The organism is Maridesulfovibrio sp. (assembly GCF_965230075.1).
Taxonomy (GTDB): domain Bacteria; phylum Desulfobacterota; class Desulfovibrionia; order Desulfovibrionales; family Desulfovibrionaceae; genus Maridesulfovibrio.
The window spans coordinates 1,239,064-1,262,960 of the sequence record NZ_OZ245945.1 but is presented as its reverse complement, the minus strand read 5'-3'; the positions used below and the strand labels follow the sequence as shown (position 1 = coordinate 1,262,960).

The following is a 23,897-nucleotide window of genomic DNA, read 5'->3' as shown; positions in this document are numbered from 1 at the left end:
GAACAACATTGGTAATTTTTATACAATCACACTATATTCGCAACAAAAAACACGACTACAACAATATTTATCTACCCATAGCATAAAGAATAAAGTTCTGGAACCATTCTCCGGAATTTATGAAAAAGATTGCCCTACATGTAAATTCTTCATGACTATTGGATAATTAATATGGAAAAATAACTGTCAACGGCTTGCCCGCCAGTTATTAATGAATTATAAAAATGGAGTTTTTTGCACGATTAATCAAAATCTGCTTCAAACTGGCACTGACTTTTTACTTCTTTCGAGACATGAAGCTTCACAAACATGCGGAGAACCATCTTTCAAAAGCAGTACCTATATATTTTAATTGCATTTTTGTGGAAAATTTTTAACCGAGGATTTCATGTCCCTAAGCAGCCTTCAGAAACGAATCATCACTTCCCTGCTCCTAGTTGCAGCCCTTGCCACAGCCCTTATCATGGGGGGCCCGGTTTTAACCGGCGGGCTGGCTATATTCTGCACCATCGCTCTTCACGAATTTTATGCCATGTTCTGGCAGGACAAATCACACCTCTTATCAAGAATTGTAGGTATGGCCGCCGGAGCGGGCATAATCCTGACTTCCGCAACAGTATCCCCGGTCTGGATGCTTTTGATCATGCTGGGTGCTTTCTGGTTATTCAACTTCCGGTTCCTGTTTTCATATAGCGCCAAACCCGCCCAGGCCACCTATCTGGACAGCCTGATCCTTTTTGCAGGACTGGTTTATATTCCAGTGACCATGCAGTTCATGACCTCCATGAGCAGCTGGGAAATTCTTTTCGTACTTCTCGCAGCATCTTCTTCGGATACTGCTGCATTCTATGCCGGAACCTTCTTTGGCAAAAAGAAAATCTGGCCTCAGATCAGCCCCAAGAAATCATGGGCCGGATCAATCGGCGGAATGTCTGGTTGTATCCTCTGCTGTACCTTGTTCGGACACTTTTTCGGCCATGCACCGGTTCTTTACTGGATAGGCCTTGCGGCAATGCTCAACATTGCAGCCCAGATGGGCGATTTCTTCGAGTCTGCCCTTAAGCGCAAACTCCAGATTAAAGATTCCGGAAAAATCCTTCCGGGACACGGAGGAGTACTGGACAGGATCGACAGCCTTGTGCTCGCTCTGCCTGTATATATTCTGGCAAGACAAATTCACTCTTTCTTCTAAACCGGGCCTCAATCCCAAGCCCACAAACTAGACGGATATAAAGACTTGCAAACATATATTTCTCCATGGCCGGCAAAAGCGACATTACCGGATTTTCCCAGATCAATTTCCATTCTGGGCAGCACCGGCTCCATTGGTACCAGCACTCTCAAAGTAATTGAACAGCACCCGGACCTGTTCAAGATCACCGCCCTTGCCGGAGCAAGAAACGCAAAACTTCTGGCGGAGCAGGCTGTCAAGCACCGCCCCCAGTACTTAGCGGTACTCAACGATGAGGCAGCAGCAGAACTGAGCTGCCTCCTTCCGGCTGACTACAAACCGGAAATCCTGACCGGACCTTCCGCCTACATCACCCTTGCCGAACTGGAAGAAGTATCCGTTGTACTCTCCTCCATTGTCGGGGCTGCGGGTTTTGAACCTACCCTTGCCGCTGCTAAAAAAGGAAAGATGATTGCTCTTGCCAACAAGGAATCCCTTGTTCTCGGCGGACACATCATCCGTGAAGAATGCCACCGCACCGGGGCAACCATCCTTCCGGTAGATTCCGAGCACAACGCCCTGTTTCAGGGGCTGGCCGGACACGACGGTGAAGAAGTCAGCAGGCTGATCCTGACTGCTTCCGGCGGACCTTTCCGCGGCAAATCAAAAGAATTTCTCGAAACTGTAACCCGTGAACAGGCTCTGGCCCACCCCAACTGGGACATGGGCGCAAAAATCAGCATTGATTCCGCAACCCTCATGAACAAGGGCTTGGAATTTATTGAAGCCTGCCACCTCTACGGCCTGCCGCCGGAACAGGTGGACGTAGTGGTTCATCCCCAGTCCATCATCCACTCACTGGTTGAGTATGTAGATGGCTCTCAGCTCGGACACCTCGGTGTACCGGACATGCAGATCCCCATTGCTTTCTGCATGTGCTTCCCCCAGCGTGTACCCTTGAAACTCAAGCCGCTGAACCTTGCGGAAATAGGGACTCTGACTTTTGAAAAACCGGACCTCGAAGTGTTCCCCTGCCTGAAGCATGCAGCGGATTCCTTTGCAGCCGGACAGAGCCACCCAATTGTTCTCAACGCGGCAAATGAAGTTGCGGTCGACCTTTTCCTGAAAGAAAAAATCCGTTTTCTGGACATTCCGGCTATCATCGGCAAGGCACTGGACAGCCATGCCGGGTGCGATGTGAGCGAAGCCGGAGCAGTCCTTGAACTGGATATCAAAACCAGACGGGATGTGATGGACTCCATCGTCTAAGGAAAAATTATGTCTTGGATAGTTGATTTTATTCTGGTCCTCGGCGGGCTTATTTTCTTCCACGAGCTTGGGCACTTCCTTGCAGCACGCATGCTCGGCATCGGGGTGAAAACTTTTTCACTGGGCTTCGGCCCCAGACTGGCCGGCTTCACATGGGGAGCTACCAACTATCGTCTTTCCCTGATTCCCCTTGGCGGCTACGTCAGCCTTGCCGGAGAAGAACGGGACATGACCGAGGACAACGGATTCAATGAAAATGAACTTTTCATGAACCGTCCCCCGTGGCACCGCATGATAGTTGTTGCCGCAGGACCTTTATTCAACTTCGTCCTTGCATGGGTCATCTTCTGGGGAATCATCATCAGTCACGGCCAGATGGGCCTTGCCCCCAAGGTTGGTAAATTACAACCGGGCAGTCCGGCCCTCCATGCCGGAATAGAGGTAGGAGACAACGTCCTTTCCATTGAAGGTCACAAGATCGTCTTCTGGTCCGATCTTGCCGAAACAATCCAGAACAGCCAGTCCGACACCCTTGATTTTGTAATTGAAAGAGACGGCAGTACTAAAGAAATAGCCATCAAACCGCAGGTTCAGGAACTCAAGAATATTTTCGGTGAAACTATCCGCAGACCTGTAGTCGGCATCGTAGCTTCCGGAGATTCCAAAACAGTTGAAATGGACGGAATCGACGGTGCTGTGGCTGCAGCGGAACAGACTTGGAACGTTACCAAGCTGATCTGCACAAGTATTGTCAAAATGGTTGAGCGGGTCGTACCCATGGATTCCATCGGCGGACCGATCATGATCGCGCAGGCTATTAAACAACAGTCCGAACGCGGCCTGCTGGAACTGCTCCAGTTCACGGCCTTCATCAGTATCAACCTCGGGCTGCTCAACCTGCTGCCCATCCCTGTACTGGATGGCGGACACCTGCTCTTTTTCAGCCTTGAAACCATAATGCGCCGCCCCTTGAATGAAAAACTTCAGGCGGTTGCAACTAAAATGGGCTTAATTTTCCTACTCTGTCTTATGGCTTTCGCCATCATAAATGACCTGACCAGAGAAGCATTGAAATAAATGAATTTAGAAACAGAAAAAGAAGACCTCCTGCTGGCTATAAACGGCACAGAGGAAACCTTACAGATAATACTGGCTCGCCGTGAAGAAAGTGATGAGCCGTATTCCCTGCTTGAAGCCAAAAAGCTGGTTGTACCGGGACGCTCGGTCAACTTCATGATTCCGTCAATCCGGGATTCCCTGAAGCTGTTCGGCTACGAAGCCGGGGACATATCCCGGATTGCTCTTACAGCAGGACCGGGAAGCTTTACCGGGTTACGCCTTACCTTTGCTGCTGCAGCGGGGCTTTCCGCTGGAAACGGTTGTCCTGTAGCTGCAATGGACTACCTGCCGATCCTTGCTAAAGGAGCAGCCCTTATCAGCGGCTTGCCAGTATGGGCGGTTACCCATTCGCGTAGGATGCAGGTATATTTGCAAGGTTTTGAAGCTCTCAATGGAACCGGAGACCTGACTCCTATGACCCCGCCCCTGCCTGTTACAGTTCAGGAAGCAGTAGAAGTAATTCTTTCCTACAAACAGGAAAAGGCCGTTCTTCTCGGCAGTGGATTGCTGAAGAATAAAGCTTTCTTTGATGAGTTTCTCGCCGAGCATTCCCAGTACTCAGCCATGCCGGAAAGATTCAATGTCCCTGCGGAACAGGATATACTGGATGCTGCTGTTTCTGCTGACTATTCAGAAGAAATGCCCATGCCCATGTACCTGCGCGGATCAGATGCTGAAGAGAACCTTGAAGCCATAACCCGCAAGCGGGGAATATCCCTTGAAGCGGCAAAGGAACAACTCAAGAACATTACGCCCCGTTAATTATTTTTCATAAAAATTAATATTTGAAAAAGGGATCTCCATAAACGGAGGTCCCTTTTTTTATTAAAAAAACAAAAAAATCCTCCAAACCCTAAAGTAATCTAAGTTTCAGACGATCAGGTAGGCACGAAGGACCAGTAGAGCTTTGTGAACCTTTAGTTCCAAGGCAATGTTTTTGGCAAGGAAGCCAAAGATCACTTTTCAAGGAGGAAAACATGTCTTTAGTAATTAACCACAACTTGATGGCTATGAATGCCTCGCGTAACTTGCAGGAATCATATGGTAACCTCGGTGTATCAACCCGTCGCCTGTCTTCAGGTCTTCGCGTTGGAACCGCGGCCGATGATGCTGCAGGCCTCGCAATTCGCGAACTTATGCGCGCTGACATTAAGTCACTCAACCAGGGTATCCGTAACGCCAACGATGCAATTTCAATGATCCAGACCGCTGACGGCGCTCTCGGTGTTATTGATGAAAAGCTCATTCGTATGAAGGAACTTGCAACTCAGGCCGCAACCGGTACCTACAACTCTGACCAGCGTCTGATCATCGACTCCGAATATCAGGCTATGGCTTCAGAAATCACCCGTATTGCGAATGCTACTGACTTTAACGGCATTCACCTGCTCAATGGTAACGTATCTGGTTCTCACAGCGGAGCCGGCTTATCGTCTACTGGTAAGGTTAAGGTTCACTTCGGCGCCGGTAACGACTCCGCAGAAGACTACTATTACGTTTCCATTAACACCTCCACTGCATCAGCACTTGGTGTTGGTATTGCTGCAGGTAACTCCATTTCAACTCAGGCTCTGGCACAGGAATCCCTGGATAAGCTGAACAAGGCTATCATCTCCAAGGATAAGATCCGCGCGAACCTCGGTGCTCTCCAGAACAGACTGGAAAACACCATTACCAACCTGTCTATCCAGGCAGAAAACGTCCAGGCTGCGGAATCCCGTATCTCCGACGTTGACGTTGCAACTGAAATGACTGAGTTCACCCGCAACCAGATCCTGACCCAGTCCGCAGTGGCTATGCTCTCGCAGGCGAACAGCATGCCCAGAATGGCAATGCAGCTCATCGGTTAATAAACCGGCGCAGCATAGAACATTCTGACCAAGTCAGACTAAAGAGGAAAGCCGGGCCCGGTCCAACCGGTCCCGGCTTTCAGCTTAGCTAAGACTAAACACTTCAGAACCATTAACATTACTTAATCAATTATTAACGTTTGGCATCCTGATTGCAACGGATGAGGTGAGAATAGAACCAGGGAAAAAAATTCCCGGAGAATATTATGTCAGACTACACCTCAGGAAATATCAACTTTACCGGACTCGGCTCCGGAACCGACTTCCAGTCACTTATCGACGGGCTGATCAAGCTTGAACGAGTTCATATTAATAGACTCGAAAGCTGGAAAAGCACGTGGAGTGATAAAGTTGAGAAATTTCAGGAACTGAACACCGCTCTCCTTGGCCTGCAGACTACGCTCAAGTCCATGGATACACTTGATGAATTCATGAGCAAGACCGTAACCACCTCCGACTCCGACACTCTGACCGCCACTGCTTCGGCAGAAGCATTGGTGTCTTCGCATGCAATCGAAATCGGCCAGCTTGCCACTAACGATATTCATGTTACTGACTCAGGTGTTTCAAGCCTGACAGAATCAATTTTCAGCTCTACAGGTGAATTCACTTTTACCTACGGTTCCGAAACCATCACCCTGAGCGGCATCAGTGCCGGGACTTCTCTGCAGGGATTCGTTAACCTGATCAATTCCCATGTTGATTCCAGAGAAAAAATCAGGGCAACGACAATTAACGACGGAACCAGCTACCACCTGCAGATCTACGGTCTTGATCTCGGATCAGATAATCAAGTCTCCGTCGACAACACTGTAGGCATGGTCTTTAGCAATGCCGATTTCAATGAAACCCAGAATGCTCAAAATTCGCAAATAAAGGTGGATGGCTATCCTCCCAATCCGGGAGACTGGATAGAACGTGACACCAACACGGTAAGTGATGTTATTGACGGAATCACCCTTAATCTAAAAAAAACGAATGCCGCCGGTACGACGACCACCATCGGTATTGTTACCGATAAAGAGGGCATGAAAGAAAATGTCCAGAAATTTGTCGATCAGAACAACGAAATCCGGCAAATGATCAAGGACCTGACCTCGGTAACGACTTCATCAGACTCAGCAAAAGGATCGATCCTTACCGGTAACTACGGGGTTGAACTTCTTGTCGGCCAGCGGATGAAAGATATTATTGCCAGTAAGGGCATCGGTTTCAGCTGGTACGAGGAGCTCCCTAACGGCGACTTTACCGGCGACCGCTATTCCGCGCTTTCGCAGCTTGGGATTTTGACCAACGCAGATAGTGGCGGCGCCAATATGGGATTGCTGGAACTTGATACTGACGAGCTGAATAAAGCTCTGGATGCAGACCCCATGGCTGTGGCGATGCTTTTTGCAGCCAACTATGAAGGTGTCAGTGATTCACCTAATGTTCAGTATGTCTCACATATTAACGGAACCACCAAGGCCGGTGACTACAACGTTCAATATGAAGTGTCCGGCGGACAGATAATTTCAGCTACAATTAACGGCGAAACCGCCCTGGTCGACGCCGCCAACTGGCAGATTACCGGTGCCGGCGGTACAGATGCAGCAGGTATGGCAATCCGTGTTGAAAACCGCGCTAACGGGGTTTACGGCAACTCCAACAGTGACGCTTCAGATGCTATCAATGTCCATCTGAAACTCGGTAAAACCGGTGAGATGGTTGAAGCACTTGAAGACATGACCGGCGAAAGCGGTCCTCTTGAAATTCTTCAGGATAACTACGATACCATCATGAGGAATATCGATAAAAAGATTGCCTCAGAAGAAGACCGTATTGAGCTTAAAAAAAGAATGCTGGTACAAAAATACTCCAGACTTGATGCCTTGCTCGGTAACTATCAGGGTAAGTCAGCCCAGTTGACTGCCAGCGTGACCCAGTTGATGAAGGGCTAACTTGAATAAAAAAAAATTTAAAAAAAGCCTAAGGTTTTCGGAAAAGCCTGCCGATCAGTAAGTCAGGAGGAGCAAATATATGCACAAAGCCGCTCAAGCATACCTTTCAACTCAGGTCCATACCACTTCAAAAGGAGAACTTCTCCTTATGCTTTATGATGCTGCAATCAAGTTCATGAAGCAGGCCAAAGTGAAAATCAATGAGAAAGATTATGCTGCCAAAGGGATTCTCATTTCCAAAGCCATTGAAGTCATTTCTGAACTCACCGCCAGCCTGAACAAGGAAAAAGGCGGAGAGCTGGCAGAAAACCTCAGCAGGCTCTATATTTACTGTAATACAAGACTGCTGCAGGCCAACCTGAAAATGGATACGGAAAAGCTTGATGAAGTCATCAAGATCATTGACGGCATTGCTTCAGCCTACCGGGAAATTATCCCCACAGAAGAAGCTCAGGCCGCAGTTCCCCTACAGACAACTGCGACAGCAAACAGTGGTACTACTAACGTAAACCGCAGTTTTGTAAACGATGCAGGCTATGGATTGCCTAAAGCCCAGAACATCCCTGCCCCCAACGCTTTGCGCTTGAAAAAAGCAGCAAACGCATACGGAGGCGGAGCATAGCGAGTTAACTGAAATTTGCTCCGGCTAATTCGAATAGACAAGCCCCTGCACAAGCAGGGGCTTTTTTTATGAATTAAAACAATATAGGAAAACCTCCCCTCTTTACTTAGCACCGTGTATCTGTCATCTATTTCAATCATGGAAAGAAACAGAATCAGGGTACTTCAGGTCTCCCCCTCACTAGGCTTGGGCGGCACTGAAAAAGTCATGCAATCCTTTGCTGTCAATCTGGACAGGAAAACTTTTCACACTGCTATTTACTCTCCCTCAAACGGTCCCCGTGGTAAACTGATCCGCGAACAGGAGATAGAAACCTTTATAGGAGCGGACCTGTTTTCTATACTCGATAAATTCTGTCCCCATGTCGTTCACATCCACCGCGCAGGCTGGGCAGAACCGGGTTCCCTGCGTCCTTTAAAGCTTGCGAAAATCCCTGTACTGATTGAAACAAATGTATTCGGTCATCATGACCCCAGCCCCGAAGGACAACTGATTGACCGCCACCTTTTTGTCTCCAAATTCTGTGCAGACCGATATGCTAAGGTAAATTCCATACCTACAGTGGAACCGAAATACTCTGTTCTTTATAACCCGGTAGATACCGACTTTTTCCGTAAGAACTGTCCTATTGAACGTGAAAGGTCTGCCAATTCCTTTGGAAGGATTTCCCGGGCGGACAAAGGGAAGTGGTCCCCACTTGCTCTGGAGTTCCTGCCCATTTTAAAAGAACAGGTTGAAAATCAGCAACTAACTCCCTTCCAATACCGAATCATCGGAGGAATCCCGGAAGCTGAACAATTTGTTACAGAACACAATCTGCAAAATTTCGTAAACTTCCTACCACCGGTACTGACTGATAGCGAAATTGCAGAATTCCTGAATTCTATCAGCTTTCTGGTCCATGCCAACGACACCGGGGAATCATTCGGGCTGGTCATTGCCGAGGCTATGGCTGCCGGACTTCCGGTCATAACCCATCCCAGCAAAGAAATGCGGGACAACGCCCAATTGGAACTTGTTGACCATGGCGAAACCGGATTTGTGGCCCGCAATGCACAGGAATTTGCGCAAGCCGTCTACTTTCTGCTCACCCATCCACAAGAAGCTCGGCAGATGGGCGAAAACGGACGAGCCAAAGCAGCAAAGCTTTTTCGGGCGCAAGACATCGCCGCCAAACTGGGTGATATTTATATAGCCCTGCTTAAAATGAAAAAGGTCCTGTAAACCATGTCTCATCCTTTTAATAAATATAGCGAACAAATCCTGAGTTACCAGCTTTCAGGTCAAGAACAAGAAACTCTAAGGGTTCTTCCGTCCACACCTGAAGAAACAGCAGATAAACATCTACGTTTCGCAGCACGGCGCAATGCTGAAACCATCATTCTTTTCGGTGCTGGAGATGGGCTTCTGGGCAAGGCATTGGCTGAGAACAAGACAACCGGGCAGGAACTATTGATCTGCGATCTTTATCCTGAGTATATCCGCCTGCTGAAACAAAACGGTTTTGATAAGGTTCAAGAAGACTGCACCCTGCTGACCGACTCATCGATCTGGGCAATACTCTTGCTTCTCATTCAAAACGGATACACTGCAACAGATTCACACCTGATCCTCAATCCGGGACTGGACGGCAAAAGTAAAAAAAGACACCAAGAGCTGCAAAAACTCTTTTCCGGCAGCAAAGAGATTACCACCCCAGTACAACCTCTGCCTCGCAAAATTTCTGCAGCAGCAATCCTCAGCCCGGATGAACCTGAACTTGAAAATTTCATCACCAACTTCCCGGATTGGATTAATGAGATTATATTGGTCTGGGATTGTGAAGAGTCAGTCCCTGTCCCGATACTTCAGGAATTTCACCGGGCCGAAATTATCAATATCCGCCACCCCCTTGATGCTGATTTTTCAGCGCAGCGCAACCGCATGCTGGAAAATTGTTCCGGGGAATGGATAATTTATCTTGATGCAGACGAAAGATTAGATCCCAAATGCTGGGATGAAATAAGGTTAATGACATCCTGCCGGGAGTGTGACGGATGGTATCTTCCGCGGATGACTTTTTATCCTGATCAGGATCACTGCCGCATCGGCTATGGACTTTGGCCGGACCTGCAACTCAGGTTTTTTAAGAACAACCCGAATCTCAAGTTCGTAAATAAAATCCATGAGCAATTAACCGGACTTCAGGGAGTATCGGGAATCCTGCCAAACTGCCCGATTCAACATTTGACCCATCTCTTAAAAAGCAGGGAAAAAATTGAATCCAAACTGAAAAACTTCAACCGCTCGACCGGGGGACATTTCAGCCATAGGCTGGGCAGCGAATTCCCCCACATTACAAACAAATTGCTCAGCCCCCGAAAAGACAGGAAAGTCGGGCCGATACTGCTTCCGACTATTAGTATCTCATAATGTTCATGTACAATTGGCATTGCCTAACAGTATAAAATTTATTAGGTCTGACCGAAATATTCAGACAATCAGCTTCAAGGATTTAATATGAAAGTTACTTGTCCCGAGTGCGATTTCAGCAGTGAAATTCCGGTAGATAAAATTCCGGCAACTGCCCAACTTGCCACCTGTCCCAAATGTCAGGCCAAATTCAAATTCAGAGACCTTGACGGGGAAAATGCCCCGGTTCCGGGATTAGCTCCTGAGGATATCAGCCATCCTGCCCCGGAAGAAGACGGTTATCAGGATGCAGCAGCCTATGCGCAACAACATGCACAGGAACAGCATCCCGAAGGTTACGGCGATGAACAGCCCCAGCCTTACGATGAACAATTCAACCAACAACCTGAAACCATCCGCGAAGAAAAGATTCAGGAAGAAAAATCAGATATCTGGCAGCGCCTTGACTCCATGAAACCCGAAGAGGACCTTCATGAGGAAGAGCACGGCTATGAAAGTGAAAGCTATAGTACTGAGAACGAAGTTCCATTTGAAAATCTGGAAAAATACGGTTTTTTCCCCGGACTTTTCCTGACTATCAAGCAGGTAATCCTTTCCCCGGCAACATTCTTTAAGGGGATGCCGCTTAAAGGCTACCTGATGCCCCTGTTTTTCTTTATCATTCTGGCAGAATTTCAGGAGATCTGTAATTTTGTCTGGGCTATGACCGGGGTAGACACTTCAATGGGCGCTGATGTCGGCAGAATCATGAACGACTCCATGATTGCAGACTCCCTGCAGGATGGAACAGGTCCGGCACTCCTGTCCCTGCTCCTTTACCCGCTTATGCTGGCGGGGATCAGCTTTCCGCTGATAGGCATGACCCACATCCTGCTCATGATATTCGGAGCGGGAGAACGGGGGTATCAGGCCACTTTCAGGGCTACCACGTACTCATACGCCCCGATCATCCTTTGCATTGTCCCCATTGTGGGCGATATGATCGGCGCACTGATTAGCGTGGCAATCTCCATTATTGCCTACAAAAACATCCATAATACGACATACATGCGGGTTGTGCTTTCAATGGTAATGCCTATTGTGTTACTATTAGTCATTCTGGGCTTCTACATGCAGTTCAACCAGCCCACAATCTAGCTGCTTCCGAGGATAGTTTATGTTTGGATGGATCAAAGGAAAAGTTGCCAACGCCAAAGAGCGCGTCCGCATTGCCAAAGAAATTAACCCCAAGAGTTTCAGAATCATGGCCAGGGAAATTTCCGAACTAGCAGACGCATGTTCTCAAGTCTGTTCGCCACAAAGCGAAATGCTGCAAAAAGTAGAAAGAATAAAAGGCGAAATGGAGCAGCTTACCGAGCTAACCCATCAACCGGAGTTCAAAAAACTCTCGGTACAACGTAGAATGGAACTACGGGAAAGCATGATCCAATCCAAGGAACAAATACTTGAGTCCATGCAGGCAGCACCATCCCCGACCAAATTGATGCAATAGAAAAAGGCGGATTTTCTTAGGAAAATCCGCCTTTATTCATTTACGGTTTGAACCATAACCGATCATCATCAAGGGGAGTATCTACGGGCAGCAGAGGATTTTCCAACTCAATCATCCTCCGGTCCGCTAAACACGCCCGCTCAATATCCGCCCGGTTATACTTCTCAAAAATCTCATCAAAACTACCGTCTTCGATCATAATTCTTAGTCCGGCCTCTACCCTTCCGGCTAACTCACTGTCTTGCCTATTGAAAAAGAAATAGTAAGGCCAAGGATACTTAAGCACTATGTTTTGATCGATAATTAAATTTGGATAATCTTCCCAGTGAAGTTCAAGCTCATCAAACACTTCGCTGATCCCTCTGGAAAAAAGATCCACCCGGCCCTTATTCAACATTTTGAAAATATTTTCGTAATTGGCGGTAAGAACCTTCAATCCCGCACGTCTGAGAACTTTCACGTCCCCCCATCCGAGTCCCTGACCAATACTCAACGTCTTAAGACCATCCAGATCTCGAACCCTTGCCAGCTTATCCTGTCCTTCGAGAGTAGTTAGCATCATCCTGTAACCAAGAATCCCTTTACGTAACGGAATTCTTATTGGCAGCAAGCTCTTTTCCTTTTCTTCTGAAGTAGATCCCCAAGCGATATTTATATACTTACGCTGCTTAAGACTGTTAACCACCCGCCTCGTATTCATCACCGCAGAATACGGTGCAAGCTCATACGGTCCATAATCCTTTTCAGTTTTTGCAAGCGCAGTACGTAATATTTCAATGACATCACTATGCCGTTCATCGGCCCAGTATTCAGGTGCCGGGTAGATTACTCTTATTTCTGCCCGGAGAGCCGACACAAATAACAAGTTAAATGCACAGATCAATATGAGTATGAATGAAGCTAAACGCAGCTTATTCATGCAGATCCTCCTTAGCAAAAACAATAACTGGCAAAATTTGTTAATTTTACCATACCAGACTAATATAAAATAAAACAAGTATACCCAGCAAACAATGTTTACTGGATATAATCAATGCGAGTAGCGGCACGTAAATTGCTTTACATTGGGCACAGATAATTTTGGTCAAATTTCAGACACATTAAACCCAATCCCGGTTGCTGATATGAAAAAATATTTGCTGATCCTTTTGCTGGCTTTATCCGCCTGCACCCATTTTGAACCGCAGATCGCCACCCAGTCCGTCTATTATAAAGATGCCGAGGTGCAGCTATCGCAGCTGATGGTCTACTCAAGACCGGAAAAACCACACTACGGACCGCTTTCCGCTCTTTTCTATCCTTTTCATGTAACCCAGACCATGTACAAAGGCAGCGACTGGGGAAAACGGGTCGCCAAAGGAGTCTGGCAAAACTGGACCAGCCTGCAAATATTTCCATCAATGGTCTACGATGACAACCTGACCTACAGGGGATTGGATGAAGCCCTTTTCGTTGCCCGTTCACGCGGCTACGACCTGCTGGTAGTAGGATTCGTTCCCTACCTCTATCTGGGGCATACCATGGACGATTCCGCTGTAACCGTTCAGATTAAAATTTACGAAACCAAACGAGGGCAGTTGGTCTGCTCCTTTGAACAAGGCGGACGCATTGAAAAGAAAATGGACGACGATTTTATCATAGTAAAGCGTGAACACCGCATGCCGGATTCTGCTTTCTATAAAATAATCCAGGCCATTGCCACGGATATGGCGGTACCTCTGACCTCATGGGCACGTTATGAAAATACGAACCAGGGTATGGTTGCAGCTCTGATGCCCAATATGGTGCAAATACAGGCTCCTCCGCAAAGTGGACAGCAAACGCAACAAAACACACCAATGCAGCAAAAACAACCTGCAGCAAAGCCTGCTACTACGAAAGCTGCTCCTGCTCCCGTTCAAGCACCTGCCCAGACACCAAAAGCGCAGGCCAAACCGCGTTCCATCAACCTTGCAGTGCAATTTGATGTAGATTCATCTCAGATTAAGCCGGAATCATATTCACTTCTGAACGAACTGGGTAAAGCCCTGATCAGCGACCGACTCAAAGATAAACGGGTTATAATCGGTGGACATACGGATTCCGACGCATCCCCTGAGTATAACCTCAAGCTCAGTAAAGAACGGGCTGAAGCAGTCAAGAAATACCTGACCGATAACTTTCCCATTGCCCCGCAACGTATCGGTACTACAGGTTTTGGTGAATCCAATCCTCTGGTTCCCAACACCACAAAGTACAACAAACTGCTAAACCGACGAGTACAGGTTTCCATTGCCCCTTAAGTCCGCATAGACAAGTTATAAACAACAAATCTGACCTCTCCACTCCAATAACACACCGAGTGGGGAGGTTTTTCATTAACCATCGCAGCCAAATGATAATAAATTTCAATTATTTTTTCATACTTTTCAAAGTGTTAAATTACACCACACAAGCTATTATTTTGCCCTTTTCCCCCGCTTACATTTGTGTTACTCCAAAACTCGCTCTCTCGTTACGCATAATCGATTGATTTTCCCGGTTGACGGATTACAAACAGTAATTATTATTACTTCCAGAACACGGGGAAACATCGTTAAAACTGATAGCCTGGCGCCATTTCAGCAGCTAGGGAGGAATTTATAAATGATTGGTATTTCTAAACTTTACTGTGGTGCAGTAGAATCTTCCGACGCCCTGCGCTACGGTCGTGAGTCCGGCAAGTTGCCCTCTCACCTTCTGCAGTTTTCTAAAGACAAAAAGCCCGTAGTTGTCTGGAACATGACCAAACGCTGCAACCTGAAATGTGTACACTGTTACGCACAGGCTGTTGATCCTGACGGGAAAGATGATATTTCCACCGCAAAAGCCAAAGAGATCATTGACGATCTCGCCGCATTCGGCGCACCGGTAATGCTCTTCTCCGGTGGTGAACCGCTGGTACGTAAAGACCTCGTTGAGCTGGCAAGCTACGCCACCAGCAAAGGGATGCGTGCTGTTATCTCCACCAACGGAACCCTGATCACCAAGGAAAAAGCCCGTGAACTGAAAAGCGTCGGCCTTTCCTACGTAGGTATCTCCATTGACGGTACCGAAGAAACCCACGACAAATTCCGCGGCGTTCCCGGTTCTTACAAAAAAGCTCTTCAAGCTGTTGAGAACTGTAAAGCCGAAGGTCTGAAAGTCGGTCTGCGTTTCACCATCAACAAGCGCAACTGGACTGAAGTTCCTTCCGTATTTCAGGTTCTGAAAGACCTCGAAGTTCCCAGAGCATGTTTCTACCATCTGGTATACTCCGGCCGTGGTTCCGAACTCATCAAAGAGGATCTGAGCCACGCTGAAACCCGCCAGCTCCTCGACCTGATCATGGACGAGACCAAAGCGCTCTACGATGCAGGTATGCCCAAGGAAATCCTCACCGTTGATAACCACGCTGACGGTGTTTACGTTTACCAGCGTCTGCTGAAAGAAGATCCCGCTCGCGCCAAGGAAGTGCTCGAACTGCTCCAGTTCAACGAAGGCAACAACTCCGGCCGCGGTATCGGTTGTATTTCCTGGGACGGTCAGGTTCACGCTGATCAGTTCTGGCGCAACCACACTTTCGGTAATGTTCTCGAACGTCCTTTCTCCGAAATCTGGACTGACGAAAACATCGAACTGCTGCACAAACTCAAAGACAAGAAAAAATACGTGGGCGGACGCTGCGCAGAATGTCGTTACCTGAACATCTGTGGCGGTAACTTCCGTGCCCGTGCAGAAGCATACCACGGCGACATCTGGGCTGAAGATCCTGCTTGCTACCTCACTGACGAGGAAATCAAGAAGGACTAGGCCCGCCTGTTTTGAAAAACGTTTCAAGACGGTCGTCCTGTCGACGATAGATATTATTGAATCCCGGCGGGCCACTAGGTCTGCCGGGATTTGTCGTTATATCAATATAAAATTTTACTATAAGGAAGGCCTGAAATGGTATTTGACTTCCACCGTGGACGCAGACTCCGCAGAACACCTGTCATCCGCGATCTCGTAAGGGAAACCACCCTTTCCGCCAATGATCTTATGATGCCCTACTTCGTCTATGAAACAGACGATGAAAATTTCAAAAAAGAAGTTTCCTCCATGCCCGGACAGTTTCAGCTCAGCCTGAAACAGCTGGAACTCAAAATTGAGGAAGCTGTAGCAAACGGCCTCAAAAGCCTGATTCTCTTCGGCATCCCCGCAGAAAAGGACCCCGCAGGCACTCAGGCTTACGCCGAGGACGGCATTGTACAACAGGCCGTACGTCTGATCAAAAAACGCTGGCCCGAACTGCTGGTCTGCACCGATGTGTGCCTGTGTGAATTCACTTCCCACGGCCACTGCGGACTGGTTAAGGACGAAATTATCCTTAACGATGCAACCCTTGACCTGCTGGCAAAAACTGCCCTCTCACACGCCAAAGCAGGCGCGGACATGGTTGCACCTTCGGACATGATGGACGGACGAGTAGCCGCCATCCGCGAGATTCTGGATGAAAACGGCTACGAAGACCTGCCGCTAATGTCCTACTCTGTAAAATATGCATCCGGCTACTACGGTCCTTTCCGTGAAGCAGCGGAAGGCGCTCCCCAGTTCGGCGACCGCAAAACCTACCAGATGGACCCGGCAAATGCCCGCGAAGGTCTGCGCGAAGCAGCAGCGGACGTTATCGAAGGCGCGGACATCCTTATGGTCAAGCCCGCCGGACCCTACATGGACATCATCCGTCAGACCCGCGACAATTTCGATCTGCCCGTTGCGGCTTATCAGGTCAGCGGTGAATATTCCATGATCAAGGCGGCGGCTTTGAACGGCTGGGTAGACGAAGAATCGGTGGTCTGGGAATCTCTCATCGGCCTCAAGCGTGCCGGTGCTGATCTGATCCTGACTTACTTCACTGAAGACGTACTCAAAAAACTGAAAGAGAAATAATATGAGCGATAAAAAAATGACAGCTGGTCACCCCGGCGGACACCCAGGTGGTGGACATCCGGGAGGTCATCCCGGCGGTAAACCGGGTCATCCCGGTGGTCATCCGGGCGTACATCCCATCCCCCAGAAGAACGCTGACGGTTCACCGCCGCTCAGACTCATCGCATGGGAAATTACCCGCTCCTGCAACCTTGCCTGCAAGCACTGTAGAGCTGAAGCTCACCCCGAACCTTACCCTGGCGAACTTTCCACCGAGGAAGCAAAAGCGCTTATCGATACCTTTCCCGAGACCGGAGACCCGATCATCATATTTACCGGCGGCGAACCGCTGCTGCGCCACGATGTTTTCGAACTGGTCTCCTACGCCAACGACAAGGGTCTGCGCTGCGTAATGGCACCCAACGGAACCCTGCTCACCGCAGAGAATTCCGTTCAGCTCAAGGAAGTGGGCATCCAGCGCTGCTCCATCTCCATTGATGCTGCCGAGGCCAAATACCACGATGAATTCCGCGGTGAACAGGGCGCATTCGATCAGGCCATGAAGGGTATTCAGTACCTGAAAGATGCCGGAATCGAATTCCAGATCAACACCACCGTGACCCGAAACAACCTGCACATGTTTAAGGATATCTTCAAGCTGGCCAAAGATCTTGGAGCATCCGCATGGCACATCTTCCTGCTGGTACCCACCGGACGTGCAGCTGAACTGGGCGCGGAAGTAATTTCTGCTGAAGAATATGAAGAGGTCCTCAACTGGTTCTACGATTTCCAGAAGACCACCGACATGCAGCTCAAAGCGACCTGTGCACCTCACTACCATCGTATCCTGCGCCAGCGGGCCAAGGAAGACGGTATCCCGGTCAACTTTGAAAACTTCGGTCTTGATGCGGTCAGCCGCGGCTGCCTCGGCGGCGTAGGCTTCTGCTTTATCTCACATCGCGGACAGGTTCAGCCCTGCGGCTACCTTGACCTCGACTGCGGTAACGTGCGAGAGATTCCCTTCCCGGAAATCTGGGCAAAGTCCCCACAGTTCCTGAACCTGCGCAACCCCGACACATATGACGGCAAATGTGGTCACTGTGAATACGAAAAAGTATGCGGCGGTTGCCGTGCACGTGCCCAGACCATGGAAGGCAGCTATCTCGGACCGGAACCGCTTTGTTCCTACGAGCCCAAAAAGAAGCCTAAAAAATAAAAGGAAATATAAATGGACGCAGTAGATAAAGATATTCTCGGCATCATCCAGTCCCACTTCCCCATTGTTTCCCGTCCTTATGAAGAGATCGGAAAACTGGTGGGAGTATCCGAAGACGAGGCCCTTGCAAGGGTCAACGCTATGCGTGAAGACGGCGTTATCCGCCGCGTAGGCGCAAACTTCGGTTCCCGCGAACTGGGCTGGCACTCCACCCTTTGCGCAGCCAGCGTACCCGAAGACAAAATGGATGAGTTCGTAGCCGAGGTTAACCGCCACTCCGGCGTTACCCACAACTACCTGCGTGAAAATGACTTCAACATCTGGTTTACCTTCATCGGTCCGGACAAGGAAACCGTGGTTGCCACTCTCGATGCCATCACCGAGAAAACCGGTATCCGCGTGCTCTACCTGCCCGCGACCAAGATGTTCAAGATCAAGGTTGATTTTGACATGAAGGAAGACAAGGAGAAAAAATAAATGGCAGCTAAGGAAACCATAATTTCCCCGTCCCTGCTTTCCTGCGATTTCAGCCGTCTTGCCGATGAGCTGAAAGCACTGGAAGAAGCAGGACTCAAATGGGCGCACCTCGACGTAATGGATGGAAAATTCGTGCCCAATATTACTTTCGGGCCTCCGGTAATCAAGTCCATGCGAAAGGAGTGCAACCTGTTCTTTGACTGCCATCTCATGATCGAGCAGCCCGAACGTTACATCGATGAATTCTGCGATGCCGGAGCTGACCTGCTCTGCATCCACGCTGAATCCACCGTGCATCTCGAGCGCGCAGTAGCCGCAATCGCTGACAAGGGAGTTAAGCCTGCTGTCGCCTTGAACCCGGCTACCCCGCTGGAATCCATCAAATACCTTCTTCCGCAGCTGCACATGGTGCTGATCATGTCCGTTAACCCCGGTTTCGGCGGTCAGAAATACATCCCCTTCTGTACCCAGAAGGTACGTGACCTGCGGGCCATGATTGATGAAATGGGTGCTGACACCCTCATTCAGCTCGACGGTGGCGTGACCATGGACAACTGCCGTGAACTGGTTGAGGCTGGTGCAGATGTGCTTGTTTCCGGTTCCGCGTTCTTCAAATATCCGCCCTATGCTGAGCGGCATAAGCTCTTTCTGGAGACCTGCGCAGGCTAGGTCTTCTGAGCTGGTTAAGGGGAGTCTTATGCATAAGCTCCCCTTAACCAGCAGTAATACCGTTCCCCAAAGACCCTCTCCTTATTTTATCACACAAACATCCTTAAGACTTACGCATGATTTCAGCAGATCTCCCGGTGTGGTGAACATGTTTTCATAGTCATTCAAGTTACTCAATAATTGGGGCACATTCTCCATTGAGAGACTTAATTCCTGCCCGGTACTTGCTAGGTTATGCGCATAAGCAAACTGCGAAACAGCCTCGACAAATTCATCAGAAATGGGCATCGAAACGTCATCAGTTTCATCTAAAAATGCCTTTTGCAATTCCCTGCACAATTCTTCACCTGAAGCAAGAATCTCTTCCGGCGGTTCAAAAGTGGAAGCCAGCAATCTTTGTGTTTCCGGCAGCTCTACCTGATCCAGCTTGTCCATAACCAGCTCAATCATATTCTTAGCATTTACCGACTTTTGCAGGAGTCCACCTTTAAATTTTAATTCATACTTAGGACCTGCATTGGCATAACATTGAGCCACAAACTGTGAACAAACCATTGGAGACTTGCCGGGACTTTGATGCTTATGAATATATTCGACTATTGAAGCAGTAATCTTTTTTAAAATTTTGATCACAATCCGCTGTTTCACTGAACTGGGGGTAAACTTCCTGTATAACAGCAACAACCCTACAAAGTACAAACCGCTTTGATCGTAGGGCTCCTCATTATTCAAGTAAGTATTTGCGACATCGATGACCGGAACCATAGGCATTTCCTCTTTTAAGCGCCGGACAGTAATCTCCCTGCCTTTAAATCGATCAAGGGCATTATTAGTTGCGACCTGAGGTGGACTTTCTTCGATAATCAATTGCTTGGGAACGTCATAGAACATTGCTGCATGACTTACTGGAGCATCAGTTAAAAAAGTAATCGCCCACGAAATAAAACTGCCTTTCTCTGCAGAAAACAGCAGAACATCACCAGCTTCTAGATTTTTGATATCCATACATACTCCTTAGTTATATCCACCAAAACAAACACATAACACAACTAACGCAGTATATATCATAATCACTATAATATATCCACATACACAACCAAACATTGGAAGAAGACCCAAGCGTGTTGGCACCTTCAAACTCTCAATAAAACTTCTATCCAGTCGGTTCTGATGTTATAGTGCAGCTGAATATCCATTTGAATTTTCAATTTATACGGGAGCAACGGCAGCATGCTGTTCATAAAATCATTACTCACATTTTTCTTGGCTATCGCTATAGCTATGCCCGCACAGGCTGCCGAAAAGTGGAAAATAACTTCTTTGGACTGGGAGCCATATTCAGGCAAGAACTTACCTGATCACGGCAAATCAATTGTAAAATTAAGGCAAGCTTTACAATTAAGCGGGATAAAGCTGGAAGTGGAATTTCTTCCATGGGCCAGAGCCAAAACCATGGCGACTCAGCCTGGTTACATAGGCTACTTCCCTGCTTGGCCGGAAGAAGTAGAAGATGATTTTGTTGCTTCACCTCCTGTTGATTGGTCAAAAATATCCATCATGGCCCGCAGAAGAATCTGCATCCCGGAAAATATCGACTCATTGTTTGCCCGCCATATTGTCGGACTTGTTAAGACATACGAATACCCTGAAGAAATCGCCGAAGCAGCCAAGCGGTATAGTGATAACGTGGACCAAGCCCCGGACGAGAATTCTCTTGTCCGCAAACTTGCCCGTGGAAGGTGTGAAGTTGCAATCACAGACCCTTCAGTAATGAAATATTATGCTGCCCAAAATGGAATAGAGAACATTGTCGTACTAAAAAAACTTTTCACCACACCGCTGGTAGTGGCGATCAGAAAATCAGAATATAGTGACCGTGTTCTGGAAATATTGACTAAGGCTCTCGCGCGGCAAGAGGAGGCCAGTTCAACTAAATAATAAAAAAATGACCGCAACATCATTACTGATTGCGATCATTTTCCAAATTAACCAAATTTTATTGCCGAGCCTGTTTTGTCCGCGCTTTGATCGCAGCAGCCTTTGCCCGTGCTTTTGCCAGCCGCGCTTTCGCCTTCGCAGAATTAATTGCAGCTAAGGCTGATTCCTGAGTTGTAGGAGCGTTACCCCGCCCGCCATTGGCTGCTATATCGCGGACAGACCGGGAATTCTTGCTCCCGTTTCTGGCCTTGGATGAAACACGACTCAACCCAAGAGCCTTATCTCCTTTACCACCTATGGCACCGGGAGTTTTGGAAATTCCGCTTACTAAATCACGGACAGTCCCAATCTTTTTACTGGATGAACCATCTTTACCGGAAGCCTCCCCGGAATCTGAACGTCTGGAAGACTTTGCATCCACACTCTTTGCAGGATCAACGGTATCTCTTGAAACTCCAAGCTCACGAGCAATCTCGCCCCACTCCATCTGTTGGCTGCGCATGGATGAGATTGTTGACTGCTTAACAGCAGTTATGGTTGCCAACACTCTTGCTGCCTTGCGTTCTGTCTTATCAAGGTTTGTACGGGCAATGCTCAACCGTTCCTGGGCAGTAGCGAACATCTCTTCCCTTCCATTCCGTTCAGCAGCAACCACACCTAATACCGCTTCCCGAAACTCACCTTTGGCAGCTTTAACTTCTCCCGCAACAGCGGTAACTTCTGCAGCAATTTTTTCGGACTCGGCAACAGCAACATCGTGAGCTTCGTCATCCGCGGCATCAGCCTGCTCCGGAGATGAAAAATAGGAAATATCGTCGGTTGCTCCTGCAGCATGCAAATATGGAATTGATGAAATCAAAAACAAAATCACAACCAAAAGCGGACATACGAATCTGATCATAATATTCTTCATGATGGATTCTCCTGCTTGAGAACTGTGATGAAACGAATGGAATCGTCCAAACTGTAGGTCTGCCCTTTACGCTTAACCTTCTCCGGTACGCCGAACCAACTGAGTGGCAATCTCCCGGAATCTATGCCGGGATGGGCATTAAGAATGTGGGCCTTAATTTTCTTAGCCCTTTCTTCGGCCAGTGCGGCATCTCCTTTACAATAAGAAACAATATGAAATGCGGAATCCTTGTCAGATTCCATGATGGCCGAAAGCACCCGCAGTGAAAGATTACCTTCGAGATCAGATTTAGTACTACCCTGCCTGAATCTGATTGCCCGCAAAGTCACATTACGGTTGCCCAGAATGAAATTACGGTAAGTAAAATCACCCAAACGGTTAAGCTGTTCTGTTCCGTAAACAGCAAGGCTTCCATCCGGGTAGTATTCCAAAAATGCTTTCCATTCTTTTAGAGCGGAATCCCTCTTACCCTGTCTGGTCAGGATATCGGCCCGATTATACAAAGCCTGCGGATTATAGGTGTCCATCTTGAGGACTTTATCATAAAGGGCCAAAGCCTGATCAAGTTTACCTTCATCAAGATAACTATGAGCCAGATAAAGATTCGCTGAAATGTTATCTCCATCTATAGATAAAGCCCGCTTGTAATTTTCCTGCTCTTCCTTGAAATCATCTAAAGCCCAACAGGCAACGCCGACCCAAAACCGATAATCAGAATTATCCGGCTCAAGCTTTGCTGCAACCTGTAAGAATGATACGGCCTGCTCAGGTTCTCCAAGGGCAAGGTAATAGCGTCCCAGATAATATGCAGCCGTGGCATCTTCGGGATCTTTGCGGAGTTCTTCGCTGAGGACACTGATTCCGTCCTCAAACTCACCGTGATTTAAATAGTAAGGCCCGGCGAATTGGGCACACCCGGATAGAAGCAGAATCAAGAACATCTGCCCCAGCACAAATATAAATCGCAAGTAGACCTCCAAAACCGTAATCGCGGACTCCCCAAATCCAACTCTGACAATAACAGAAAAACACGAACTCTTGGTGGAACTATATAATTCTTAATACTAACCGACAAGAATACACTAATAGCTCAAGGAGCTAACAGAGCTCTGTTGCTCAAAAAAATCCCGTCCACAGAAAACATCTGTAGACGGGACAAACAACTAATCATTTAAGAAACTTATAACATAAAAATCACAACCTGAATCAAACCAATAATGAAACCGAGAATACCGCCGATAACTTCAATAAACTTGAACTCTTTCTTCATGATGGAAAAAAGAATGGACTCAAGCTGTTCCATGGAAAAACATTCCACTTTATCCTGAACAATACATTTGAAATCAAGGGAACACTCAAGTTGTGAAGAAGTGGTTTCGATAAGCTTGGGCAACATGGAATCAAGTTCCTGAGAAAGCATGCCCTTTACAGTCTTCATTGTCTCATCATTGAGAAACATTCCGACCATGGGATGCAGGGAAGTAAGCTTTTCACGAAAAAAGACATCCAGATACTCAAGCACAACTTCCTTATGCTTATCGATAAACGACGGATCTTGAATTACATTTTTAATATCAGTATGGGAAATAAGCTCTCTTTCGATCATTTCACCAAGGCGTAAAGCCAATTCCTTTTGGCGCTTGGGAAAGATACCCTGAATGGTAAACGGCCCGACTTTGATGGGCTTGTGCGGATGAAAAAGCATTTTTACCGCAAGAAAGTTTGTAAACCAGCCGATCAAGGCGCAAATTACGGGTGAAAGAAGAAGCTTCATTGTAATCATTATATTTTTTCCTGAATTATTTTTTCTGGTTACTCTCAAAAGAAGTGCGCGGATATATTTGTCTAAATTCTGACAAAGTGCAAGCAAATTAAGGCAAACGCCCTCCTTAAAGAAAAAA

General features: G+C 47.7%; 23 protein-coding genes. 18 read left to right on the top strand and 5 right to left on the bottom strand.

The window, feature by feature from the left end:
• Window positions 1-388 precede the first annotated feature (388 nt).
• The 11 genes from ACO05Z_RS05765 to ACO05Z_RS05715 all read left to right on the top strand — a co-directional run bounded on the left by ACO05Z_RS05765 (window position 389) and on the right by ACO05Z_RS05715 (window position 11,875).
• On the top strand, window positions 389-1,192 hold the full coding sequence (locus tag ACO05Z_RS05765) for a phosphatidate cytidylyltransferase (protein ID WP_421901200.1): 804 nt from the start codon (window positions 389-391) through the stop codon (window positions 1,190-1,192).
• 45 nt (window positions 1,193-1,237) lie between these two features.
• A complete protein-coding gene (locus ACO05Z_RS05760) occupies window positions 1,238-2,440 on the top strand; it encodes a 1-deoxy-D-xylulose-5-phosphate reductoisomerase (protein ID WP_421901199.1) in 1,203 nt (400 codons plus the stop codon).
• Window positions 2,441-2,449: 9 nt separating this feature from the next.
• Window positions 2,450-3,517 (top strand): RIP metalloprotease RseP, encoded by a 1,068-nt coding sequence (rseP, locus tag ACO05Z_RS05755; RefSeq protein WP_421901198.1) that lies wholly within the window; start codon window positions 2,450-2,452, stop codon window positions 3,515-3,517.
• Window positions 3,518-4,321 (top strand): tRNA (adenosine(37)-N6)-threonylcarbamoyltransferase complex dimerization subunit type 1 TsaB, encoded by an 804-nt coding sequence (tsaB, locus tag ACO05Z_RS05750; protein ID WP_421901197.1) that lies wholly within the window; start codon window positions 3,518-3,520, stop codon window positions 4,319-4,321. It begins immediately after the preceding gene.
• A 215-nt stretch (window positions 4,322-4,536) separates the two neighbouring features.
• Window positions 4,537-5,409, top strand: coding sequence for a flagellin (locus tag ACO05Z_RS05745; protein ID WP_421901196.1), 873 nt, complete (start codon window positions 4,537-4,539; stop codon window positions 5,407-5,409).
• 206 nt (window positions 5,410-5,615) lie between these two features.
• On the top strand, window positions 5,616-7,349 hold the full coding sequence (gene fliD / locus ACO05Z_RS05740) for a flagellar filament capping protein FliD (RefSeq protein ID WP_421901195.1): 1,734 nt from the start codon (window positions 5,616-5,618) through the stop codon (window positions 7,347-7,349).
• Between the two features lie 79 nt (window positions 7,350-7,428).
• Window positions 7,429-7,971, top strand: coding sequence for a flagellar export chaperone FliS (gene fliS, locus ACO05Z_RS05735; RefSeq protein ID WP_421901194.1), 543 nt, complete (start codon window positions 7,429-7,431; stop codon window positions 7,969-7,971).
• Window positions 7,972-8,109: 138 nt separating this feature from the next.
• Window positions 8,110-9,195: a glycosyltransferase family 4 protein gene (locus ACO05Z_RS05730; protein WP_421901193.1), complete on the top strand. Its 1,086-nt coding sequence runs from the start codon at window positions 8,110-8,112 to the stop codon at window positions 9,193-9,195.
• Window positions 9,196-9,198: 3 nt separating this feature from the next.
• Entirely contained in the window at window positions 9,199-10,383 is a 1,185-nt protein-coding gene (locus ACO05Z_RS05725; RefSeq protein WP_421901192.1) for a glycosyltransferase, read from the top strand.
• 87 nt (window positions 10,384-10,470) lie between these two features.
• Window positions 10,471-11,520 carry a zinc-ribbon domain-containing protein gene (locus ACO05Z_RS05720; RefSeq protein ID WP_421901191.1) on the top strand — a complete coding sequence of 350 codons (1,050 nt, stop codon included), beginning with the start codon at window positions 10,471-10,473 and terminating at the stop codon, window positions 11,518-11,520.
• A 19-nt stretch (window positions 11,521-11,539) separates the two neighbouring features.
• Window positions 11,540-11,875: a hypothetical protein gene (locus tag ACO05Z_RS05715; protein WP_421901190.1), complete on the top strand. Its 336-nt coding sequence runs from the start codon at window positions 11,540-11,542 to the stop codon at window positions 11,873-11,875.
• A 40-nt stretch (window positions 11,876-11,915) separates the two neighbouring features.
• Here ACO05Z_RS05715 and ACO05Z_RS05710 read toward each other — a convergent pair whose 3' ends face one another.
• Window positions 11,916-12,794: a substrate-binding periplasmic protein gene (locus tag ACO05Z_RS05710; RefSeq protein WP_421901188.1), complete on the bottom strand. Its 879-nt coding sequence runs from the start codon at window positions 12,792-12,794 to the stop codon at window positions 11,916-11,918.
• A gap of 205 nt (window positions 12,795-12,999) precedes the next feature.
• On the opposite strand from ACO05Z_RS05710, the gene ACO05Z_RS05705 reads away from it, so the two are divergent.
• From ACO05Z_RS05705 to rpe, 6 genes are all read left to right on the top strand, one after another.
• Entirely contained in the window at window positions 13,000-14,157 is a 1,158-nt protein-coding gene (locus tag ACO05Z_RS05705; RefSeq protein WP_421901187.1) for an OmpA family protein, read from the top strand.
• 343 nt (window positions 14,158-14,500) lie between these two features.
• Window positions 14,501-15,685, top strand: coding sequence for a 12,18-didecarboxysiroheme deacetylase (gene ahbC / locus ACO05Z_RS05700; RefSeq protein WP_421901186.1), 1,185 nt, complete (start codon window positions 14,501-14,503; stop codon window positions 15,683-15,685).
• A 135-nt stretch (window positions 15,686-15,820) separates the two neighbouring features.
• Entirely contained in the window at window positions 15,821-16,804 is a 984-nt protein-coding gene (gene hemB / locus ACO05Z_RS05695) for a porphobilinogen synthase (RefSeq protein WP_421901185.1), read from the top strand.
• A 1-nt stretch (window position 16,805) separates the two neighbouring features.
• Complete coding sequence (ahbD, locus tag ACO05Z_RS05690; protein WP_421901184.1) at window positions 16,806-17,999, top strand: heme b synthase; 1,194 nt, start codon at window positions 16,806-16,808, stop codon at window positions 17,997-17,999.
• Between the two features lie 12 nt (window positions 18,000-18,011).
• Window positions 18,012-18,476: an AsnC family transcriptional regulator gene (locus ACO05Z_RS05685; protein ID WP_421901183.1), complete on the top strand. Its 465-nt coding sequence runs from the start codon at window positions 18,012-18,014 to the stop codon at window positions 18,474-18,476.
• Window positions 18,477-19,145, top strand: a complete 669-nt coding sequence (rpe, locus tag ACO05Z_RS05680; RefSeq protein WP_421901182.1) for a ribulose-phosphate 3-epimerase — start codon at window positions 18,477-18,479, stop codon at window positions 19,143-19,145.
• An 81-nt stretch (window positions 19,146-19,226) separates the two neighbouring features.
• Here rpe and ACO05Z_RS05675 read toward each other — a convergent pair whose 3' ends face one another.
• A complete protein-coding gene (locus ACO05Z_RS05675; RefSeq protein WP_421901181.1) occupies window positions 19,227-20,150 on the bottom strand; it encodes a hypothetical protein in 924 nt (307 codons plus the stop codon).
• Between the two features lie 225 nt (window positions 20,151-20,375).
• On the opposite strand from ACO05Z_RS05675, the gene ACO05Z_RS05670 reads away from it, so the two are divergent.
• A complete protein-coding gene (locus ACO05Z_RS05670; RefSeq protein WP_421901180.1) occupies window positions 20,376-21,083 on the top strand; it encodes a substrate-binding periplasmic protein in 708 nt (235 codons plus the stop codon).
• A gap of 58 nt (window positions 21,084-21,141) precedes the next feature.
• Here ACO05Z_RS05670 and ACO05Z_RS05665 read toward each other — a convergent pair whose 3' ends face one another.
• From ACO05Z_RS05665 to ACO05Z_RS05655, 3 genes are all read right to left on the bottom strand, one after another.
• Window positions 21,142-21,996 carry a hypothetical protein gene (locus tag ACO05Z_RS05665; RefSeq protein ID WP_421901179.1) on the bottom strand — a complete coding sequence of 285 codons (855 nt, stop codon included), beginning with the start codon at window positions 21,994-21,996 and terminating at the stop codon, window positions 21,142-21,144.
• Entirely contained in the window at window positions 21,993-22,964 is a 972-nt protein-coding gene (locus tag ACO05Z_RS05660; RefSeq protein ID WP_421901178.1) for a tetratricopeptide repeat protein, read from the bottom strand. The genes ACO05Z_RS05665 and ACO05Z_RS05660 overlap by 4 nt, the downstream gene beginning before the upstream one ends.
• Window positions 22,965-23,176: 212 nt before the next feature.
• Entirely contained in the window at window positions 23,177-23,779 is a 603-nt protein-coding gene (locus tag ACO05Z_RS05655) for a DUF445 domain-containing protein (RefSeq protein WP_421901177.1), read from the bottom strand.
• Window positions 23,780-23,897 lie beyond the last annotated feature (118 nt).

Coding starts and splice junctions, on each gene's coding strand:
- fliS (WP_421901194.1), top strand. CDS start 7,429: ATGCACAAAGCCGCTCAAGCATACCTTTCAACTCAGGTCCATACCACT.
- ACO05Z_RS05765 (WP_421901200.1), top strand. CDS start 389: ATGTCCCTAAGCAGCCTTCAGAAACGAATCATCACTTCCCTGCTCCTA.
- ACO05Z_RS05665 (WP_421901179.1), bottom strand. CDS start 21,996: ATGAAGAATATTATGATCAGATTCGTATGTCCGCTTTTGGTTGTGATT.
- ACO05Z_RS05715 (WP_421901190.1), top strand. CDS start 11,540: ATGTTTGGATGGATCAAAGGAAAAGTTGCCAACGCCAAAGAGCGCGTC.
- ACO05Z_RS05725 (WP_421901192.1), top strand. CDS start 9,199: ATGTCTCATCCTTTTAATAAATATAGCGAACAAATCCTGAGTTACCAG.
- ahbD (WP_421901184.1), top strand. CDS start 16,806: ATGAGCGATAAAAAAATGACAGCTGGTCACCCCGGCGGACACCCAGGT.
- ACO05Z_RS05710 (WP_421901188.1), bottom strand. CDS start 12,794: ATGAATAAGCTGCGTTTAGCTTCATTCATACTCATATTGATCTGTGCA.
- hemB (WP_421901185.1), top strand. CDS start 15,821: ATGGTATTTGACTTCCACCGTGGACGCAGACTCCGCAGAACACCTGTC.
- fliD (WP_421901195.1), top strand. CDS start 5,616: ATGTCAGACTACACCTCAGGAAATATCAACTTTACCGGACTCGGCTCC.
- ahbC (WP_421901186.1), top strand. CDS start 14,501: ATGATTGGTATTTCTAAACTTTACTGTGGTGCAGTAGAATCTTCCGAC.
- rseP (WP_421901198.1), top strand. CDS start 2,450: ATGTCTTGGATAGTTGATTTTATTCTGGTCCTCGGCGGGCTTATTTTC.
- tsaB (WP_421901197.1), top strand. CDS start 3,518: ATGAATTTAGAAACAGAAAAAGAAGACCTCCTGCTGGCTATAAACGGC.
- ACO05Z_RS05705 (WP_421901187.1), top strand. CDS start 13,000: ATGAAAAAATATTTGCTGATCCTTTTGCTGGCTTTATCCGCCTGCACC.
- ACO05Z_RS05685 (WP_421901183.1), top strand. CDS start 18,012: ATGGACGCAGTAGATAAAGATATTCTCGGCATCATCCAGTCCCACTTC.
- ACO05Z_RS05655 (WP_421901177.1), bottom strand. CDS start 23,779: ATGATTACAATGAAGCTTCTTCTTTCACCCGTAATTTGCGCCTTGATC.
- ACO05Z_RS05720 (WP_421901191.1), top strand. CDS start 10,471: ATGAAAGTTACTTGTCCCGAGTGCGATTTCAGCAGTGAAATTCCGGTA.
- rpe (WP_421901182.1), top strand. CDS start 18,477: ATGGCAGCTAAGGAAACCATAATTTCCCCGTCCCTGCTTTCCTGCGAT.
- ACO05Z_RS05730 (WP_421901193.1), top strand. CDS start 8,110: ATGGAAAGAAACAGAATCAGGGTACTTCAGGTCTCCCCCTCACTAGGC.
- ACO05Z_RS05670 (WP_421901180.1), top strand. CDS start 20,376: ATGCTGTTCATAAAATCATTACTCACATTTTTCTTGGCTATCGCTATA.
- ACO05Z_RS05675 (WP_421901181.1), bottom strand. CDS start 20,150: ATGGATATCAAAAATCTAGAAGCTGGTGATGTTCTGCTGTTTTCTGCA.
- ACO05Z_RS05745 (WP_421901196.1), top strand. CDS start 4,537: ATGTCTTTAGTAATTAACCACAACTTGATGGCTATGAATGCCTCGCGT.